The organism is Pseudomonas sp. P4_B3 (genome assembly GCF_056402295.1).
On the sequence record NZ_JBFUHR010000010.1, the window covers coordinates 228,679 to 246,571 of the forward strand.

A 17,893-nucleotide genomic window follows, 5' to 3' on the forward strand; every position below is an offset into this window, starting at 1 on the left:
CCTGAACCACCGCCATCGCTGGCAAGCCAGCTCCTACAGGTTATGCGCGGCCTTTGTAGGAGCTGGCTTGCCAGCGAAGAGGCCATCAGGCGCGCGCACCCTCCACAGCCTGCCCCTGAACTTCTTCCCGGCGCTCAAACCGGTTAGCCCGCGCAAACGTTCCGAAATCATTGAACCGCACACCCATCTCGCGCATCACCTTGTGCCCCACCGGCACGGTCAACTGGCGGATGTAAAACGGCTCCTTCACCACAAAGTGATGGATCCCGTGGCTGCTGCCGAAGTTGAAGCAGAACGCCTGCAACGGCCACAACCACCACGCGTTCAGTACTTGCGTTTGCTGCATCACGTTGCCCGGCTCCACGTCTCCGTAGTAATGCATGTTCGAGCTGATGAAGTGCAGGCAGAACGTGCGCAACACGTTCGGGCCGATGATCACGACTGCCGCGATGTCGATCACCTGCATCACCGACAACGTGGTCGCGGACCACTCGATCGGTGCGCCCATCAGATGCGCAACGCCGTTCGCTGCGTGGAAGCCGAGAAACACGTACCACGCACCCCAATGCATCAGCGCCAGCGGTGCGTAGACCTTCAGCGTGCGGTAAATGATGCTGAACTTCATGGCCAAGGTCTTGGCCCGCAGCATGCGGATTAACGACGACATGATGTTGTCGCCAATCATCAGAAACCGTGCGAATCCCCATGGCTCGCCATTGGTGATGGCGCGTTCTTCCATGTCGGCTTCGGAGCCGGAGACCTTGTGGTGATTGAGGTGCAGGTGTCGGCGAATCCACGGATTGATGGTGCTCGGCCGCGCCAACCACACCAGGCCCATCATCAGGTTGTGCGGCACTTTCTGCTTGCGGAAGTACATGCTATGGATCAGGTCGTGTTCCAGCTCATGGGTCAACGAGGCGAAAAACGCATTGAGCAACAGGCACGCCCACCAGGCGATGTACCCGGTTATGTAGAGCGCGGCCGAACCGACCATACCGGCCAGGGCGAAGGCCAGAATGCCCGCGCCCATGGCGTCCTGATGCCTGAGAATCGGATAGCGCTCGCGCAACTCGACGCCTTTGGCCAGTACCACTTCACGGATATGCGCTGATCGCTGTGATGCATTCAGTCGCTGGGGGCTTGCAGAAGTACCGCTCATGCTTCCATCCTCTGGTTATTGATGGTTGCATCCTGCCTTGCGGACATTCGCAATGCGGTAGCCAAGAACGCCAACCTGTTGACCGGAAGCGCCAATCAGCATGACTGAACCGACCTCCCTCGCCAGCTGGACCCGCGCCCTGCGCAAGCAACTCGATGCCCTGGGCATCGACAGCACCGCCCTGTGCCAGCAAGCGGGGCTCGACCCGCAACTGATGGACGACCCGAACGCGCGCTACCCGCTGTCGGGCACCACGCACCTGTGGAGTCTGGCGGTGCAGGCCAGCGGTGACCCGGCGATTGGTTTGCGGGTTTCGCGTTTCGTCAGCCCGACCACCTTCCATGCGCTGGGTTATGCGCTGGTCGCCAGCGGCAGCCTGCGGGAAGTGTTCGAGCGCATCGTGCGCTATCACCAGGTGGTCAGCGATGCCCTGGAACTGGAACTGACCCGCACCGAAGATCACTACTGTTTCCGCCTGAAAATCCCTGCCGGCAACCCGGCTCCGGCCTTCGAGGCCATCGATGCGTTCATGGCGATTTACGTGCGCACCTGCCGCAATCGCCTGGGCCGCGACTATGCACCGCTGGCGACCTACCTGCGCCGTCCGGAGCCGGCAGACGCGCATCAATGGCATAAAGTCTTTCGCTCGCCCGTGCACTTCGGCGCCGACGAGGATCGACTGGAATTCGCCCTCGTCGACTTCGACAGCCACCTGGATGACGCCAACCCGGAACTGGCCGAACACAATGAAACGGTGCTCAAGCGCACCCTGGCACAACTCCAGCCGCTGACGTGGGAACGCAAGGTCCGCGATGCAATTGAAGAACAACTGCCCGAAGGCGAACCCAGCGCCGAACACATCGCCAAGGCCCTGCACCTGAGCCTGCGCAGCCTGCAACGGCACCTGGCCGATGAAGGCTGCCGGTTCGATACGCTGCTCAACGAAAGCCGTGAGAACCTGGCGTTGCTGCACCTGCGCGATCCGCAATGCTCGTTGAGCGAAATCAGTTATCTGCTCGGGTTTGCCGACACCAGCAGCTTCAGTCGTGCGTTCAAGCGCTGGACCGGGATGACACCGGGGCAGTTTCGGGATGGGTTGCGCTGATCTAGCCTTTGACCAGACTGCGTACCATACCCTCGTTCCACTGCTCCAGCATTGCCTCTCCAATCTCGGCAAAGGCACTGTTTGCCTTTATGTGTTGGCCCATCTCGCCCATCGCCATTTCCATCCCATGGATGACTTGTTGCAGCAATTCGTTGCAGCGCCCCTCGGTCAAATTGCAGGCGGAGCGACCAAATCGCATCAGCATTTTGTACTTGGGCCACGCCTTCGATCCGCCCAATAACAACGCCATGCTATCGGTCTTGATGTAGATCGAAGTGGTGATGATGTCGTAGGCAGGTGCCAGGCTGATTGGCGCATCGACACCACAATCTTCGTAGAGAACGCCAAAATTCTTGAGGTGCGCGTCGCCATTTTTCAGACCCGATGAAAGCGCGACGATTTTGAAAAACGACTCAAGTGCCTGATTGAGCAAAGGAGGAGAAACAAAGGCCTTGATCTGCTTGGCCGCACCTTCGTATGAACCATCGTATTTGGCTTTTGAAGGCCACGCATTGAGCACGCAGAAGTCCTCGAACCCCAAGTAACCTTTTTCATTCAGGTCGAAGCGTTCAACGATCAGAAATTTACCGTGTTCACTGAGCTGAAACTTCGGTACCTCAAGCCCCGAATGTAACGCCGCCCGCATGCAGAAGTATTCATTGGCAGCGAGTTCCGGGTATTGCTCTGGACGAAAGGCTTTGACCAGATGCGTCGCCCCCCGATGGGACAGCCGATCGATGGTTGACGCGCTGTCACGCACCAGTACCTTCGGCTGTACACCGGAAACGCCTGAATACTGGCCATAGGTCTGCAAGAGGTCCTCGAACAAACCTTGCGCACCATCATGTACAAGAAGGTCCGCCAGGCTGGTTTCAGGTGGCTGGTCGCCCGGATCCTGCGCCTTTGAAATGCCGACTCTTCCGAGCTGGTGCGGGCCGACGATGGCCAGCATCGAAAAATCGTCAAACCCTCGAACGGCCTTGCTGAAGCGTCGTGTCAATTCATCGCGCAGGGCTCCCTCAGGCAGATTCATTTCAAAAACCGGTGGGACACCTGGTTCCCACGCGTAACTCTCCAGACGCACCGGCATGGTCAACGAGACGGCGTTTTGTTCGGGCGCGTTTTCGGCGTAGGCAAACACGGTGTCGATGGGAGGCTGGCCACGACCGAGGATTCCGACCGCACTGTTGGAAACGCTGATAGCCAGTCGATCCTTTTCCTGCGGCTCATCCATGGAAATCCACCTTTTTCAGGGTATCCAGCGTCGGCCGCTTCGATTGTCGCGGCACGGCGGTCAGCTCATAACCGAAGCCGTTGAGTATCGCCTCGACCTTGCGCAGACCAATTTCGGAAATGGTGTTGTTTTCGATGCCGGAGATTGTTGCACGGCTCATTCCGTACTTCTGTGCCACGTCTTGCTGAGAGAGTTTTCTCTCCTTGCGCAAGGTTCGGATCAGTTCGCCAAGGTTTTCCATATCATCACCATGCATTACATACAGTGCATATATTGTCAAATTAACAACTATGCATTGTATTTAGTGCAGATTTTGATCGAAGTCCAGCTACATTTGCTGACGCCCTAATCAGGCATCAAACCATCGCCAACACCCGCAACCGCGCGGCATCGATAATTTCGATTTCGCCGTAACTCAGCCCGATGATTCCCTGCCCCTGCAAATCCTTGAGGATCTGGTTGGTGGTCTGGCGCGACAGCGACAGCATCGATGCCAACTGCTCCTGGGGCAGTTGCAGGACGCGACGCGGGGGGGCGGTCTCGCCATAACCTTCGGCGATCATCAACAAGCGGTGCGCCAGCCGTGCCGGGGCCGGCAACAGGCTCAACTGTTCGAGGTTGATGAAGGTCATGCGCAATTTCTGGCTCATCAGCAACGCCAGTTGCCGCCAGTGCTGCGGATGCTCGTCGAGCAGTGCCAGCAACGTATTTTGGGGAATATTCAGCAGTGTGCACTGGCCGACGCCGTAGGCATCGTGGGTGCGTGGCTGGCCATCGAACAGGCAGATTTCGCCGAACCAGTGCGGCGGCTCCACCAGGCTCAACAAGGCTTCCTTGCCCTGCTCGCTCACGGCACCGACGCGCACCGCGCCTTCAAGTACCGCGTACAGGCCACAGGGCGGATCACCGCGCTTGAACAGCCGCTGGCCCGGCGACAGGCGCCGCAACCTGGCCGCCGACAGCAGACTATCCTGTAGGGAATCAGGCAAATGGCTGAACCACTGACCGCTCATCAGGCGTGGACGCCAGACCTGCATATCCATGAAAACTCCTAGAGATTATCGCCTGGCTGACAGAGCGGGAAATGAACCCGGGGCATGATCAATCACCCCACAGGAGAACAACAATGAAAAGCCTCGTCGACCACCTCAGTCAATACGCTGCCTACCATCGTGACCCGCGCAACATCGCATCGCACTTTATCGGTATCCCGCTGATCGTGGTGGCCGTTGCGGTGTTGCTGTCGCGGCCGCAGTGGTCGCTGGGCGGCGTGTGGCTGTCACCGGCGGTGCTTGTCTCGCTGGCATCGGCGTGGTTTTACCTGCGCCTGGAGTTGCGCCTGGGCGTGTTGATGACCGTGTTGCTCGGGCTGAGTGTCTGGGCCGGTCATGCGCTGGCGCAGCAAAGCACATTCGTCTGGCTCGCCAGCGGCATCGGCATGTTTGTGGTGGGCTGGGCGATTCAGTTTGTCGGGCATCACTACGAAGGACGCAAACCGGCCTTTGTCGATGATGTGATGGGGCTGATTGTCGGGCCGTTGTTTGTGGTGGCGGAGCTGGCGTTCATGCTGGGGATGCGGCATGAGCTCAAAGAGCAGATCGAGGCGCGGGCGGGTGGTGTGCGGGTCAATCGCAAAAATGCAGCGGCTTAAACCGCTTTAAAAGATCGCAGCCTGCGGCAGCTCCTACAACGGCTTGACGTCGGTCACAACATTGTAGCCAACCGAAATCTCTGTAGGAGCTGCCGCAGGCTGCGATCTTTTGACCTTAGATGTTGGCAACCTTCTGCCAGACCTTCGGCTTGAAGAACAGCGTCTCGCCCTTCGCCAGACCGATCAGGCTGTCGTGATCCTTCACCACTTCGGCTTCGATCAGATCGCTCTGCCCTTCGACCTTCAGGGTCACCCGGGTCGTCGCCCCCAGTGGCCGAATGTCCCGCACTTCAGCCGCGTGATGGTCTTCCAGTTCATGGCGCGACAGCGACACCTCGTGCGGACGGAACAGCACGTGTTTATCCTCGCCCAGATGCAGACGGTTCGAATCACCGAGGAAGTGATAAACGAAATCGCTGGCCGGGTTTTCGTAGACGTCGCCCGGTGAGCCGATCTGCTCGATCACTCCCTTGTTCATCACCACGATGCGGTCGGCGACTTCCATCGCTTCTTCCTGGTCATGGGTCACGAACACCGAGGTCAGGTTGATATCTTCGTGCAGACGCGCCAACCAGCGGCGCAGTTCTTTACGGACCTTGGCATCGAGGGCGCCGAAGGGTTCGTCGAGCAGCAGCACTTTCGGCTCCACCGCCAGCGCTCGGGCCAACGCAATGCGCTGGCGCTGACCGCCGGAGAGTTGTTCCGGGTAGCGATCCGACAGCCAGTCCAGCTGCACCATGTTCAACAGTTCGTGAACTTTGGTGGCGATCTGGCTTTCGCTCGGGCGCTGGTTTTTCGGCTTCATGCGCAAGCCGAACGCGACGTTGTCGAACACCGTCATGTGACGGAACAGGGCGTAGTGCTGGAACACGAAACCGACGTTGCGATCCCGTACGTCGTGGCCGGAAACGTCTTCACCGTGGAACACGATGTTGCCCTGGTCCGGGGTTTCCAGGCCGGCGATGATCCGCAGCAGCGTGGTCTTGCCGCAACCGGACGGGCCGAGCAGTGCGACGAGTTCGCCGCTCTGGATGTCCAGGCTGATGTTGTCCAGCGCCTTGAAGGCATGGAAGTTCTTGCTGACGTTACGCACTTCGATCGACATGAATTATTCCTCCGCGGCGCTGGCGCGCAGGCGGTTAATACGGTTTTCGCTCCACTGCTTGAGCAGCAGGATGAAGAGCGCCAGGATCAGCAACAGGCTCGCCACGGCGAACGCGGCCACGTGGTTGTATTCGTTGTAGAGGATCTCGACGTGCAACGGCAGGGTGTTGGTCACCCCGCGAATGTGCCCGGAAACCACCGACACCGCACCGAACTCCCCCATGGCCCGCGCGGTACACAACACCACGCCGTAGATCAGGCCCCATTTGATGTTGGGCACAGTGACGTGCCAGAACATCTGCCAGCCGTTGGCTCCGAGCAGGCGCGCGGCCTCCTCTTCCTGGGTGCCTTGCTCCTGCATCAGCGGGATCAGCTCCCGCGCCACGAACGGCACGGTGACGAAAATCGTCGCCAGCACGATGCCCGGCAGGGCGAAAACGATCTGGATGTCGTGGTCCGAAAGCCAAGGGCCAAACAGGCCCTGGGCGCCGAACATCAGCACGTACACCAGACCGGCAATCACCGGCGACACCGAGAACGGCAGGTCGATCAGGGTCACCAGCATGCTCTTGCCGCGGAACGAGTACTTGCTCACGCACCAGGCGGCGCTGACGCCGAACACCAGGTTCAGCGGCACCGAAATCAGCACGGCGATGACCGTGAGTTTCAGTGCCGACAGCGCGTCCGGTTCAAAGATCGCTGTGAAAAACGCCCCGAGGCCGAGCTTCAGCCCTTGGGACACCACGATGAACAGCGGCAGCAGCAGGAACAGCGCAAAAATCAGCCAGCCAAGGCCAATCAGGATTCGCCGCGAAGTCGCACTGCCACGGCGGGCAGCGTTCGAGGAAGCGGCAGCAATAGACGATTGGGACATGGGTGCGCCTCCTTATGGGGTTTCGATGCGCCGCTGCAACAAGTTGATCAGCAGCAACAGGACGAAGGAAACCACCAGCATCAGTACACCAATGGAGGTAGCGCCGGTGTAATCGTATTGGTCGAGCTTGACCATGATCAGCAGCGGCAGAATCTCGGTTTTCATCGGCATGTTGCCGGCGATGAATATCACCGAACCATACTCGCCGACCCCGCGGGCAAAGGCCAAAGCGAAACCGGTAAGCCATGCCGGAAGCAGTGCCGGCAGCAGGATATGGCGGAAAACCTGCAAGGGTTTTGCACCCAGGCACGCCGCCGCTTCTTCCACTTCACGAGGAATATCCGCCAATACTGGCTGTACGGTACGTACCACGAATGGAAGTGTCACGAAAGTGAGGGCAAGGGTGATGCCCAGGGGGGTGTAGGCGATCTTGAAACCCAGATCCGCTGCAAACTGACCCACCAGGCCGGTAGGCGTGTACAACGCCGTCAGCGCAATACCGGCGACCGCCGTGGGCAACGCGAACGGCAAGTCGATCATTGCATCGATCACTTTTCGTCCAGGGAAGGTATAGCGCACTAATACCCAGGCCAGCAGCGTGCCGATGATGCCGTTGATGATCGCGGCACACAGGGCGGTGCCGAAGCTGAGCTTCAGCGCCGCCAGCACCCGTGGTGCCGAGATGATTGCCCAGAACTGATCCCAGGTGAGTTGAGCGGCATGCACGAACATCGCCGCCAGTGGTATGAGCACAATCAGGCTGAGGTACACCAAGGTGTAGCCCAGCGTCAGCCCGAAGCCGGGTATGACGGGGGAGATACGACGCGACATAAAAGTCCTTGGTTGAGAACGCACTGAGCCCCGGAGGTGAATCCGGGGCTCGTTGATGGCTATTTAATATTACTGCGCCTGATAGATCTGGTCGAACACGCCCCCGTCATTGAAGAATTTCGGCTGTGCGGCTTTCCAGCCGCCGAAGTCCTTGTCGATGCTCACCAGTTCCAGTTTCGGGAACTGCTGGGCGTACTTGGCCGCCACGTCCTTGTCACGTGGACGATAGAAGTTCTTCGCCGCGATTTCCTGGCCGGCCGGGCTGTACAGGTGCTTGAGGTAGGCTTCGGCGATCTGCTCGTTGCCCTTTTTCTCGGCGTTCTTGTCGACCACCGCCACCGGTGGCTCGGCGAGAATCGACAGCGAAGGCACGACGATGTCGAACTTGTCGGCGCCGCCCTCTTCTTTCAGGGCCAGAAAGGCTTCGTTTTCCCAGGCCAGCAATACGTCGCCCTGACCGTTGTTGACGAAGGTAATGGTCGAGCCGCGAGCGCCGGTGTCCAGCACTGGCACGTGCTTGAACAGGGTCTGTACGTATTCCTTGGCCTTGGCTTCGTCGCCGCCATTGGCTTTGAGGCCATAGGCCCAGGCCGCGAGGAAGTTCCAGCGTGCACCGCCGGAGGTTTTCGGGTTCGGCGTGATCACCGAGACGTCATTCTTGACCAGGTCGCCCCAGTCCTTGATGCCTTTGGGGTTGCCCTTGCGCACCAGGAACACGATGGTCGAGGTGTACGGCGTGCTGGCGTCCGGCAGGCGTTTTTGCCAGTCGGCTGGCAGGGTTTTGCCGAGTTTGGCGATTTCGTCGATGTCACCGGCCAGGGCCAGGGTCACGACGTCGGCACGCAGGCCATCGATCACCGCCCGACCTTGCTTGCCCGAACCGCCGTGGGATTGCTGGACCTTCACGGTGTCGCCGGCGTGATCTTTCTGCCAGAACTTGATGAACTCAGCGTTGTAGTCCTGGTACAGCTCGCGGGTCGGGTCGTACGACACGTTGAGCAACTCGTAATCCTTGGCTACCGCGGAACCGGCAAAAAGGGCGCTGGCCAGGGCGGCCAAAGCGAAGTGGCGAATCGACGACATGGTGAAAGCTCCTGGAATTCTTGGTTTGTTGGCTTTTTTATGGATTTCTGGAATCGCGTTGCCAGTTCAAAGATCGCAGCCTGCGGCAGCTCCTACAGGTGATCGCGTGCTTCTGTAGGAGCTGCCGCAGGCTGCGATCTTCTTCAGCCCGTCTTGTTGCCCGGCTGCTGCAAACGGAATTTTTCTTTGCGCTCGATCTGCACCACCTGGGCGTTGTGCACGGTGATTTCCACGGCGCCAAAGCGCAGGTCGCGCAGGGCACTCTGGATTTCACGCAGGATGGTGGCTTCGTCTTGACCGTCGACGCTACGCAGGGATGCGCTCATATTGCTGCTCCTTCAACTGAGAGGTTGCCTCGCAGTGTCGGCACTGCTTGCGGCGTGAGAGCAATACTAGAGAGGTATAGATATTCTTAAAAAGACTATTTGAGAATGTTTATATAACCAAAAGAGATTACTTGAAGGGACAAGGGCTTGAGGTGAACAGCCCTCTTTCAGGCACACCAAAAAACCCTGTGGGAGCGAGCCTGCTCGCGATGAGGGAGTGTCAGTCACCAGAGATGTCGACTGATATTCCGCTATCGCGAGCAGGCTCGCTCCCACAGGTTTTGTGTAAATCAGGTGATGACCGGGGCATGAGTCCAATCGAGCTGCGTCGCCGGCACCGGCCGCCCGAACCAGTAGCCCTGACCCAGATCGCAATCGTGCTCGAGCAGAAACGCCGCTTGCTCAGCCTGTTCGACCCCTTCGGCATGCACCCGCATGCCCATGCTCTGGGCCAGGGCAATGATCACCCGTGAAATCGCCGCATCGTCCTCATCCCACGGCAATCCGGCGACGAAGCCCTGGTCAATTTTCAGCTTCTGCACAGGCAGACGCTTGAGCCGCAGCAGCGATGAATAACCCGTGCCGAAGTCGTCGATGGCCAGGCGCACCCCCAACTCGCGCAGGCGATGCATTTGCTCCAGCGCGACTTCCGGGTCCTCCATCACCGCGCTTTCGGTCACTTCCAGCTCGAGAAACGCCGGCTCCAGCCCGGTTTCGCGCAGGACCTGCGCCACCTGCTGATACAACTCACGACGGGCGAACAGACGCGAAGAAACGTTGACCGCGACGAACGACAGCACCACCCCGCCCTGCTGCCACTGGCACATCTGCCGACATGCCTGCGCCATGACCCAGGCATCGATTTCAGCAATCAGACCGGTTCGTTCGGCGACCGGAATGAATTCCGCCGGCGACACCAGGCCCCGCTGCGGGTGCTGCCAACGCACCAGCGCCTCGACGCCAATCAGGCGACGGGTCTTGAGGTCGTGAACCGGTTGGTAATAAACCCGCAGCTCTTGCCGATCCAGGGCGCGGCGCAATTCGAAGGCGATCTCGACCCGTTGCTGGGCGTGGGCCGTCAGCTCTTCGGTGTACAGGGCATAATCATTGCGTCCCGTGCTCTTGGCCTTGAACAGTGCAGAGTCGGCATTACGCAGCAGTTGCTCGACGCTCAAGGCATCGCCGGGGAACAGGCTGATGCCGATGCTGGTGTTGGCGCGGTCGGTGAACAACAGGCGGTTCGGCAGGCCGGTCAGCGGATCGTGGTGCGCCAGGTGCATGCGGTCGGCATCGCGCTCACGCAATTTGTCGCCGCCCCCCAAGCACCGCAGCAGCCGCGCTCGGGCAATGAAGATCAAACCGGCGCTGAACAGCCCCCAGACATAACCGTTGATCAGTTGCCATCGCAGTCGCTCGGCAGAGCTATCGAAGAAACTGTTTAATAAATAGCCACTGACCTGCAGCCAAACCGCAGAAAGCAACAGATAGAGCAGCGCTGCGCGCAAGGCATCGCGATAGGTGGCAGACATCCGGCGATCCATGTCCCTACAAAAAGGTTGGAATGATGGTTTAAAGACACATCCAGCCACTCTTATCTGAAAGGGCGACTGGTTTTCTGCGTGGGCTTAGTGATAATGCAACGGCTGTTTTTTCTTTATCGAGGGCCCTACAGCCTATGTGGTACGAAGGTTTTCTTGGCTTGTCGCCCTGGTCGCTGGTGGCAGTCACCCTGCTGATGACCCATGTCACAATCATCGCCGTCACGGTCTATCTGCATCGTTACTCGGCCCATCGCTCCCTGGAGCTGAATGGGGGCCTCAAGCATTTCTTCCGTTTCTGGCTGTGGCTGACCACGGCGCAGAACACCCGCGAGTGGACCGCCATCCACCGCAAGCATCACGCCAAATGCGAAACCGTCGATGACCCGCACAGCCCGGTCATCAAGGGTTTGTCCACGGTGCTGCGCAAAGGCGCCGAGCTGTACCGCGCCGAAGCGGAAAACCCCGAGACCCTGCGCATCTACGGCAAGAACTGCCCCGAAGACTGGATCGAGCGCAACCTCTACAGCCGCTACCCGCTGCTGGGCATCGCGATCATGGGCGTTATCGACCTGCTGCTGTTCGGCACCATCGGCATCACCATCTGGGCCATCCAGATGATGTGGATCCCGGTGTGGGCCGCCGGCGTGGTCAATGGCCTGGGCCATGCCATCGGCTACCGCAACTTCGAATGCCGCGATGCGGCGACCAACCTGGTGCCTTGGGGCATCCTGATTGGCGGCGAAGAACTGCATAACAACCATCACACCTACCCTAACTCGGCAAAACTGTCGGTGAAGAAGTGGGAATTCGACCTGGGCTGGGCGTGGATTCAAGTCTTCAGTTTCCTGCGCCTGGCCAAGGTCCAGCGGGTTGCGCCGATTGCCCATCGCGTCGAAGGCAAGGGCAACCTGGACATGGACACCGCCATGGCGATCCTCAACAACCGCTTCCAGATCATGGCCCAGTACCGCAAATTGGTGATCGGCCCGCTGGTCAAGCAAGAGTTGGAAAAGGTCGATCACTCGGTACGTCACCAGTTCCACCGAGCCAAACGCCTGCTTTCGCGGGAGACCAGCCTGCTGGATGACAAACACCATGTACGCATCCAGAACATGCTCGAGCACAGCCAGGCGCTGAAGGTAATTTACGAGAAACGCCTGGCCCTGCAGCAGATCTGGGTCAAGACCAGCTCAAATGGTCACGACATGCTGGCGGCCATCAAGGACTGGGTACACGAAGCTGAAGCCAGCGGGATTCAGTCCCTGCGTGACTTCGCCGACCAGTTGAAAACCTACTCCCTGCGTCCTGCCGCTGTCTGATTGCAGCGCGCAGCCGCAAAACCTGTGGGAGCGAGCCTGCTCGCTCCCACATTGGTTTATCGCCTGACTGAAAAAATCGCGTCGCCAGTACCGCCCGGCGGGAGCCAGCTCACTCGCCACAAAAGGCGGGAACTTCATCTGAAAAGCCCTATCTCAAAGACACTTCGCCATCCCCGGCGGGCTTGATGTTGGCCGCGATCGCACGCGGCATGCCCTTTGAGATTTGTGTCGATGGACGAAAAAAACCTGCAAGACTCATCTCCGTCCCATTGGCCCGAGGCCGCGCAGACCCTGATGGCGCTCATGCACGCCCAAGGCGAAGTCGCACGCCTGAGCGAACGCGAACAGCTGTTCAACACCCTGCTGATGAGCGTCAACGCGGTGCTGTGGGCATTCGATTGGGAAACCCGCCGGGTGCTTTACGTCAGCCCGGCCTATGAGCGGATCTTTGGCCGTTCGGCCGATCTACTGCTGGCCGACTGCGATCAATGGCGCGACAGCATCTATCCCGACGACCTGGACTATGCCGAACGCAGCCTGGCCGAAGTGCTGGACAAAGGCGCCGTCGAAGACCGCGAGTATCGAATCATTGCCGCCGACGGACAGGTGCGCTGGCTCAGCGATAAATGCTACATCAACCGCCAGGCCGAGCCGGGGCAACCGGTGATCATCGTCGGCATTGCCGAAGACATCACCGACAAGAAGCGGATGGAAAGCGAGCTGCACCGCCTGGCCACCACCGACGCCCTGACCCAGAGCAGCAATCGCCGGCATTTCTTCGAATGCGCCCACCGCGAGTTCGCACACGCCCGGCAACGAGGCGAGCCGCTGTCGTTCCTGATGCTGGACATCGATGACTTCAAAATAATCAACGACACCTACGGTCACCAGGAAGGCGACAACGTGTTGCAACGCATCGCCGATAGCGGCCGCGCAGCGTTGCGCCGTGGCGACCTGTTCGGGCGCATTGGCGGTGAGGAATTCGCAGCGGTATTTCCCGGCTGTACGCCGCAGATGGCCCTGCAAGTGGCTGAACGCTTGCAACAGCAGATTCAGCGATTGCGTTTCACCCATGAAGGCCAGACGTTCGGCATCACCGTCAGCCAGGGCCTGACCAGCCTGACCGCCGCGGACGAAAACGTGGAAAACCTGTTTTCCCGCGCGGATGCCGCGATGTACCAGGCCAAGCGCGAGGGCAAGAACCGGATTGTCACTGCCTAAGGCCCTGTAGGAGCTGGCTTGCCAGCGAAGGCGGTGTATCTGACACACCTCGTTGCCTGGATTCGCTGGCAAGCCAGCTCCTACGGGTTTTTCGTCGGTCTTATTTTTTGCGCAGGCGCATCAACTCCGGCAAGCCAATCTTGAGCAACCGCGCCGTCCGGCTCTTCGCCAGTTCCTCGATGCCCTCATGCTCAGTCAGGCGCGCCATCTGCGCCGCCATGTTCATCACCAGCGCTTCGCGGGAATAAACCCCGCCACCGAGCTGGTAGGCCGCCGCAATCAGCTCCCGCAACTCCAGTGGCAGGCGCCAGCGCGTGCGCAGGGCCGAACCATAGGCCGCGCCAAATTCAACCAGCGCTTCGCCCACTTCCTCCAGCTCGTCCAGTTCACCACCGGCCTGCTTCCATTCCTGCAAACAGCGCAGCAACGCCAGATCGCCGAGACGGTGCAACATGCCGGCGCAATAGCAGCGCTCCTGATCCAGATCGAGCAAGCGCGCCAGGGTTCGCGCGTATTCGGCGGTATGCAGGGACAGATCCCAGTATCGCTCGGCATAGTCGGCCAGTTGCGGATCGCTGAGCCGGGCACTGCGCTTGAGCGCCAGCCCGAGAATCAGGTTCATGCTCTGCCCGGTGCCCAGGCGATGCAGCGCCTGGGACAGGGTTTGCACAGCGGCGCCGTGGTGCTGGGCCGCGCTGCTGGCAGCGGCGATCAACACGGCCGTGACCTGCGGATCGGTGCGGACTTCGTCTTCCAGCACCGTCAGGTCGAGGCCATTGGGATTGAGGCTGCGTTTGACCGCCACTTGCACGTCGGTCATCAGCGGCGCGCCGTCGGCCAATTCCCGGCGACGCTCCAGAAACACCGACAGCGTCATGCCCGGTGCCAGCGACGGCACTTCGCACGAGACTTCTTCGCCAGCATTCAGCAGCAACCCCTGCAACCGATGGGTCAGGCTTTCCATATTCAGGGGCTTGGTCAAGTAAGCGGCCGGTGCCAGCGGCAAGACCTCGCGCACGCTGGCACTGTCGTTGCGGCTGCTCATCAGAATGAACGGCAGCGGCGGATTGCGTTTGCGCTGTCGTATATTGCGCAGGACATTCAGGCCATCGACACCGGGCAACTCCCAGTCGGCGATCACCAGGTCATAGGGGTTGGCAGCCAATAGCTCCAGCGCTTGCTGGCCATCGGCGCACAAATCCAGCCGCGCATCGCAGCGTACGTTCAACAACACTTCCTTGAGCAAATCCCGGGACCAGGGGTCGGCCTCGGCGATCAGGACTCTTGGAACGGCGGGTAAAATGACGGTTGTCATACAGCTCTCCCTGGCGATGCAGGAACCTTAGCCAATGCTGACCATTCGATACAGCGCTAATGGGTTTCCAGGGACATGAAAAAACCCGCCGAAGCGGGTTTTTTGTGGATCAGGTCACACTGGGTGATCAGAGCTCGGAGAAGCACTCTTCGATGATCGCCAGGCCTTTGTCCAGTTGCTCGTCCGGCGAAGTCAGCGGTACCAGGACGCGAAGAACGTTGCCGTAGGTGCCGCAGGACAGCAGGATCAGACCCTTGTCGCGAGCCTTGGCCACAACGGATGCCACGGCTGCAGCGTTCGGCTTGTGGCTGTCGCCGTTTTCGAACAGCTCGACAGCGATCATCGCTCCCAGGGCACGGACTTCGCCGATCACCGGGTACTTGGCCTGGATGGCCTTCAGGCCGGTTACCAGACGCTCGCCAACAGCCTTGCAACGATCCAGCAGGTGCTCTTCTTCGAACACTTCCATTACGGCCAGGGCCGCGGCGCAAGCGATCGGGCTACCGGCGTAGGTGCCGCCCAGGCCGCCTGGAGCGATGGCGTCCATGTATTCGGCCTTGCCGCACACACCGGCCAGCGGGAAGCCGCCAGCGATGGATTTGGCGAAGGTGGTCAGGTCGGCAGCAACGCCCATCTGTTCCATGGCGAAGAAAGTACCGGTACGGCCAGCGCCAGTCTGTACTTCGTCAGCGATCAGCAGGATGCCGTGCTGGTCGCACAGGGCACGCAAACGCTTCATGAACTCTTTAGGCGCGACGTAGAAACCGCCTTCGCCCTGAACCGGCTCGATGATGATCGCGGCGATGTCTTTCGGCTCGGCGTCGTTCTTGAAGATGCGTTCGATGGAAGCGATCGAATCGTCGATGCTCACACCGTGCAGCTCATTCGGGTACAGCGCGCGGAAGATGCCGCCTGGCATCAGGCCCATGCCGGCCGAGTAAGGCACGACTTTACCGGTCAGGCCCAGGGTCATCATGGTGCGACCGTGGTAGGCGCCGGTGAACGCGATCACGCCGGCACGGCCAGTGGCGGCACGGGCGATCTTGATGGAGTTTTCCACGGCTTCGGAGCCGGTGGTCACCAGCAGGGTTTTCTTGTCGAAATCACCTGGCACCTTGGCGTTGATTTTTTCGCACACTTCCACGTACGGCTCGTAGGCCAGAACCTGGAAGCAAGTGTGGGTCAGCTTGTTCAGCTGTTCGGTCACGGCCGCGATGATTTTCGGGTGCACGTGGCCGGTGTTCAGCACGGCGATACCGCCGGCGAAGTCGATGAATTCACGACCTTCAACGTCGGTTACGGTCGCGTTCTTCGCGGATTCGGCGAAGATCGGGTGAATCTGGCCAACACCACGTGGAACAGCAGCGGTACGGCGGGCCATCAAAGAAGCGTTAGTCTTGCTCATACATTCCTCATTCACCGCTCATCGGGCGGCGTGGTTCAAGGATAAAGCGACGGGGAGCAACGGCGGCAGCATGCGATGATCGACTGCCACAGCGTTCCCGGCCACCGAGAAAATTCCGGTTTGAAGCGGCGCAAAGGGACAGCGCTCTCGTGCCCTTTGCGCTTGAAGCAATGTTCTTCCTGGCTTAGATGCCCAGGCAGAGGTATTTGATTTCCAGGTAATCTTCGATGCCGTACTTGGAGCCTTCACGGCCCAGGCCCGAGGCCTTGATGCCGCCGAACGGCGCGACTTCGTTGGAGATCAACCCGGTGTTGACGCCGACCATGCCGTATTCCAGGGCTTCAGCCACACGGAACACACGGCCCAGGTCGCGGGCATAGAAGTACGAGGCCAGACCGAACTCGGTGTCGTTGGACATCGCGATCACATCGGCTTCGTCTTTGAAGCGGAACAGTGGAGCCAATGGACCGAAGGTTTCTTCCTTGGCCACGGCAGCGTTATTCGGCACGTTGGTCAGAATGGTCGGCTCGAAGAAGTTACCTTCCATCGACTTGCCGCCGGACAGCACGGTGGCGCCTTTGGAAACGGCGTCGGCAATGTGCTCTTGCACCTTGGCCACGGCTTTTTCGTCGATCAGCGGGCCAGTGGTGGTGCCTGCTTCCAGACCGTTACCGATCTTGAGCTTGGCCACAGCCACTTTCAGCTTCTCGGCGAACGCGTCGTAGACCGAATCCTGAATGTACAGGCGGTTGGCGCAGACGCAGGTCTGACCGTTGTTGCGATACTTGGAAATGATCGCGCCTTCGACGGCCTTATCCAGGTCCGCGTCGTCGAACACGATGAACGGAGCGTTGCCGCCCAGTTCCAGGGACACTTTCTTGATGTCCTTGGCGCATTCCGACATCAGTTGACGACCGATTTCGGTCGAACCGGTGAAGGACAGCTTGCGCACGATCGGGTTGCTGGTCAGCTCGCTGCCGATGTCGCCGGCGCTACCGGAAACAACGCTGAACACGCCAGCCGGGATGCCGGCACGCTGGGCCAGTTCGGCCAGGGCGAAGGCGGAAAACGGAGTTTGCGAAGCAGGCTTGAGCACCATGGTGCAACCGGCGGCCAGGGCCGGGCCGGCTTTACGGGTGATCATTGCAGCCGGGAAGTTCCACGGGGTGATGGCAGCGGTCACGCCGATTGGCTGCTTGATCACGATCAGGCGCTTGTCTGGCTGGTGGCCCGGAATCACGTCACCGTAGATGCGCTTGGCCTCTTCGGCGAACCACTCGATGAAGGAAGCGGCGTAAACGATTTCACCCTTGGCTTCGGCCAATGGCTTGCCTTGCTCCAGGGTCATCAGGCGAGCCAGGTCGTCCTGGTTCTCGATGATCAGCTCGAACCAGCGACGCAGCTTGGTCGCACGTTCTTTGGCGGTCAGTGCACGCCAGGCCGGCAGCGCTTTGTCAGCAGCTTCGATCGCACGGCGGGTTTCGGCAGCACCCATTTTCGGCACGGTGCCCAGAATTTCGCCCGTTGCCGGGTTGTTGACCTTGATCGTCTGACCATTGTCCGCATCAACCCACGCGCCATCGATGAAGGCTTGCTGGCGGAACAACTGGGTGTCTTTAAGCTGCATGTCGGCTTTCCTTAACAGCACCGCGCACGCGCGGAGCAAATTATGATTGTAGAAAGGCGCCTCGATAGGCTGCCGTCAGGGAAATCATTCACCGGGCT

17 protein-coding genes are annotated in these 17,893 nt (G+C 59.8%); 4 read left to right on the forward strand and 13 right to left on the reverse strand.

What is annotated here, in order from left to right:
• Positions 1–85: 85 nt before the first annotated feature.
• Complete coding sequence (locus tag AC1DWG_RS14040) at positions 86–1,159, reverse strand: fatty acid desaturase (protein WP_477787919.1); 1,074 nt, start codon at positions 1,157–1,159, stop codon at positions 86–88.
• A gap of 100 nt (positions 1,160–1,259) precedes the next feature.
• Here AC1DWG_RS14040 and AC1DWG_RS14045 point away from each other — a divergent pair, with 100 nt between their 5' ends.
• Entirely contained in the window at positions 1,260–2,264 is a 1,005-nt protein-coding gene (locus AC1DWG_RS14045; protein WP_477754294.1) for an AraC family transcriptional regulator, read from the forward strand.
• Position 2,265: 1 nt separating this feature from the next.
• Here AC1DWG_RS14045 and AC1DWG_RS14050 read toward each other — a convergent pair whose 3' ends face one another.
• The 3 genes from AC1DWG_RS14050 to AC1DWG_RS14060 form a co-directional block, all read right to left on the reverse strand.
• On the reverse strand, positions 2,266–3,498 hold the full coding sequence (locus AC1DWG_RS14050) for a type II toxin-antitoxin system HipA family toxin (RefSeq protein ID WP_477763735.1): 1,233 nt from the start codon (positions 3,496–3,498) through the stop codon (positions 2,266–2,268).
• Complete coding sequence (locus tag AC1DWG_RS14055; protein ID WP_477754292.1) at positions 3,491–3,739, reverse strand: helix-turn-helix domain-containing protein; 249 nt, start codon at positions 3,737–3,739, stop codon at positions 3,491–3,493. The genes AC1DWG_RS14050 and AC1DWG_RS14055 overlap by 8 nt, the downstream gene beginning before the upstream one ends.
• 115 nt (positions 3,740–3,854) lie before the next feature.
• The gene (locus AC1DWG_RS14060) at positions 3,855–4,541 is read right to left on the reverse strand and encodes a Crp/Fnr family transcriptional regulator (protein ID WP_477754291.1); all 687 of its coding nucleotides are present in this window, start codon (positions 4,539–4,541) and stop codon (positions 3,855–3,857) included.
• Between the two features lie 83 nt (positions 4,542–4,624).
• Between AC1DWG_RS14060 and AC1DWG_RS14065 the strand changes: the two genes are divergently transcribed.
• Entirely contained in the window at positions 4,625–5,149 is a 525-nt protein-coding gene (locus tag AC1DWG_RS14065) for an Mpo1 family 2-hydroxy fatty acid dioxygenase (RefSeq protein ID WP_477763734.1), read from the forward strand.
• A 115-nt stretch (positions 5,150–5,264) separates the two neighbouring features.
• On the opposite strand, the gene AC1DWG_RS14070 is transcribed toward AC1DWG_RS14065, so the two are convergent.
• The 6 genes from AC1DWG_RS14070 to AC1DWG_RS14095 form a co-directional block, all read right to left on the reverse strand.
• Positions 5,265–6,254, reverse strand: a complete 990-nt coding sequence (locus tag AC1DWG_RS14070) for a sulfate/molybdate ABC transporter ATP-binding protein (protein ID WP_085717793.1) — start codon at positions 6,252–6,254, stop codon at positions 5,265–5,267.
• Between the two features lie 3 nt (positions 6,255–6,257).
• Positions 6,258–7,127 carry a sulfate ABC transporter permease subunit CysW gene (gene cysW, locus AC1DWG_RS14075; protein ID WP_150726413.1) on the reverse strand — a complete coding sequence of 290 codons (870 nt, stop codon included), beginning with the start codon at positions 7,125–7,127 and terminating at the stop codon, positions 6,258–6,260.
• A gap of 12 nt (positions 7,128–7,139) precedes the next feature.
• Positions 7,140–7,958 carry a sulfate ABC transporter permease subunit CysT gene (gene cysT / locus AC1DWG_RS14080; protein ID WP_007972956.1) on the reverse strand — a complete coding sequence of 273 codons (819 nt, stop codon included), beginning with the start codon at positions 7,956–7,958 and terminating at the stop codon, positions 7,140–7,142.
• A 69-nt stretch (positions 7,959–8,027) separates the two neighbouring features.
• Positions 8,028–9,041 (reverse strand): sulfate ABC transporter substrate-binding protein, encoded by a 1,014-nt coding sequence (locus AC1DWG_RS14085; protein WP_223463259.1) that lies wholly within the window; start codon positions 9,039–9,041, stop codon positions 8,028–8,030.
• A 143-nt stretch (positions 9,042–9,184) separates the two neighbouring features.
• Positions 9,185–9,367, reverse strand: a complete 183-nt coding sequence (oscA, locus tag AC1DWG_RS14090) for a sulfur starvation response protein OscA (protein WP_433738112.1) — start codon at positions 9,365–9,367, stop codon at positions 9,185–9,187.
• Between the two features lie 290 nt (positions 9,368–9,657).
• Positions 9,658–10,896: a putative bifunctional diguanylate cyclase/phosphodiesterase gene (locus tag AC1DWG_RS14095; RefSeq protein WP_477763733.1), complete on the reverse strand. Its 1,239-nt coding sequence runs from the start codon at positions 10,894–10,896 to the stop codon at positions 9,658–9,660.
• A gap of 146 nt (positions 10,897–11,042) precedes the next feature.
• Between AC1DWG_RS14095 and desA the strand changes: the two genes are divergently transcribed.
• A complete protein-coding gene (gene desA / locus AC1DWG_RS14100; protein WP_223550135.1) occupies positions 11,043–12,227 on the forward strand; it encodes a delta-9 fatty acid desaturase DesA in 1,185 nt (394 codons plus the stop codon).
• Positions 12,228–12,458: 231 nt separating this feature from the next.
• Entirely contained in the window at positions 12,459–13,448 is a 990-nt protein-coding gene (locus tag AC1DWG_RS14105; RefSeq protein ID WP_477754286.1) for a GGDEF domain-containing protein, read from the forward strand.
• A 100-nt stretch (positions 13,449–13,548) separates the two neighbouring features.
• Here AC1DWG_RS14105 and AC1DWG_RS14110 read toward each other — a convergent pair whose 3' ends face one another.
• The 3 genes from AC1DWG_RS14110 to gabD all read right to left on the reverse strand — a co-directional run bounded on the left by AC1DWG_RS14110 (position 13,549) and on the right by gabD (position 17,795).
• Positions 13,549–14,763, reverse strand: a complete 1,215-nt coding sequence (locus AC1DWG_RS14110; protein WP_477787920.1) for an HDOD domain-containing protein — start codon at positions 14,761–14,763, stop codon at positions 13,549–13,551.
• Positions 14,764–14,890: 127 nt separating this feature from the next.
• Entirely contained in the window at positions 14,891–16,168 is a 1,278-nt protein-coding gene (gabT, locus tag AC1DWG_RS14115; protein WP_223457262.1) for a 4-aminobutyrate--2-oxoglutarate transaminase, read from the reverse strand.
• A 184-nt stretch (positions 16,169–16,352) separates the two neighbouring features.
• Complete coding sequence (gene gabD / locus AC1DWG_RS14120) at positions 16,353–17,795, reverse strand: NADP-dependent succinate-semialdehyde dehydrogenase (protein ID WP_218429539.1); 1,443 nt, start codon at positions 17,793–17,795, stop codon at positions 16,353–16,355.
• Positions 17,796–17,893: the final 98 nt, after the last annotated feature.

Bases quoted from the DNA above. Each gene is read 5' to 3' on its own strand.
- AC1DWG_RS14105 (WP_477754286.1), top strand. From the start codon at position 12,459: ATGGACGAAAAAAACCTGCAAGACTCATCTCCGTCCCATTGGCCCGAG.
- cysT (WP_007972956.1), bottom strand. From the start codon at position 7,958: ATGTCGCGTCGTATCTCCCCCGTCATACCCGGCTTCGGGCTGACGCTG.
- AC1DWG_RS14070 (WP_085717793.1), bottom strand. From the start codon at position 6,254: ATGTCGATCGAAGTGCGTAACGTCAGCAAGAACTTCCATGCCTTCAAG.
- AC1DWG_RS14085 (WP_223463259.1), bottom strand. From the start codon at position 9,041: ATGTCGTCGATTCGCCACTTCGCTTTGGCCGCCCTGGCCAGCGCCCTT.
- gabD (WP_218429539.1), bottom strand. From the start codon at position 17,795: ATGCAGCTTAAAGACACCCAGTTGTTCCGCCAGCAAGCCTTCATCGAT.
- gabT (WP_223457262.1), bottom strand. From the start codon at position 16,168: ATGAGCAAGACTAACGCTTCTTTGATGGCCCGCCGTACCGCTGCTGTT.
- cysW (WP_150726413.1), bottom strand. From the start codon at position 7,127: ATGTCCCAATCGTCTATTGCTGCCGCTTCCTCGAACGCTGCCCGCCGT.
- oscA (WP_433738112.1), bottom strand. From the start codon at position 9,367: ATGAGCGCATCCCTGCGTAGCGTCGACGGTCAAGACGAAGCCACCATC.
- AC1DWG_RS14055 (WP_477754292.1), bottom strand. From the start codon at position 3,739: ATGGAAAACCTTGGCGAACTGATCCGAACCTTGCGCAAGGAGAGAAAA.
- AC1DWG_RS14065 (WP_477763734.1), top strand. From the start codon at position 4,625: ATGAAAAGCCTCGTCGACCACCTCAGTCAATACGCTGCCTACCATCGT.
- AC1DWG_RS14095 (WP_477763733.1), bottom strand. From the start codon at position 10,896: ATGTCTGCCACCTATCGCGATGCCTTGCGCGCAGCGCTGCTCTATCTG.
- AC1DWG_RS14040 (WP_477787919.1), bottom strand. From the start codon at position 1,159: ATGAGCGGTACTTCTGCAAGCCCCCAGCGACTGAATGCATCACAGCGA.
- AC1DWG_RS14045 (WP_477754294.1), top strand. From the start codon at position 1,260: ATGACTGAACCGACCTCCCTCGCCAGCTGGACCCGCGCCCTGCGCAAG.
- AC1DWG_RS14060 (WP_477754291.1), bottom strand. From the start codon at position 4,541: ATGGATATGCAGGTCTGGCGTCCACGCCTGATGAGCGGTCAGTGGTTC.
- AC1DWG_RS14110 (WP_477787920.1), bottom strand. From the start codon at position 14,763: ATGACAACCGTCATTTTACCCGCCGTTCCAAGAGTCCTGATCGCCGAG.
- desA (WP_223550135.1), top strand. From the start codon at position 11,043: ATGTGGTACGAAGGTTTTCTTGGCTTGTCGCCCTGGTCGCTGGTGGCA.
- AC1DWG_RS14050 (WP_477763735.1), bottom strand. From the start codon at position 3,498: ATGGATGAGCCGCAGGAAAAGGATCGACTGGCTATCAGCGTTTCCAAC.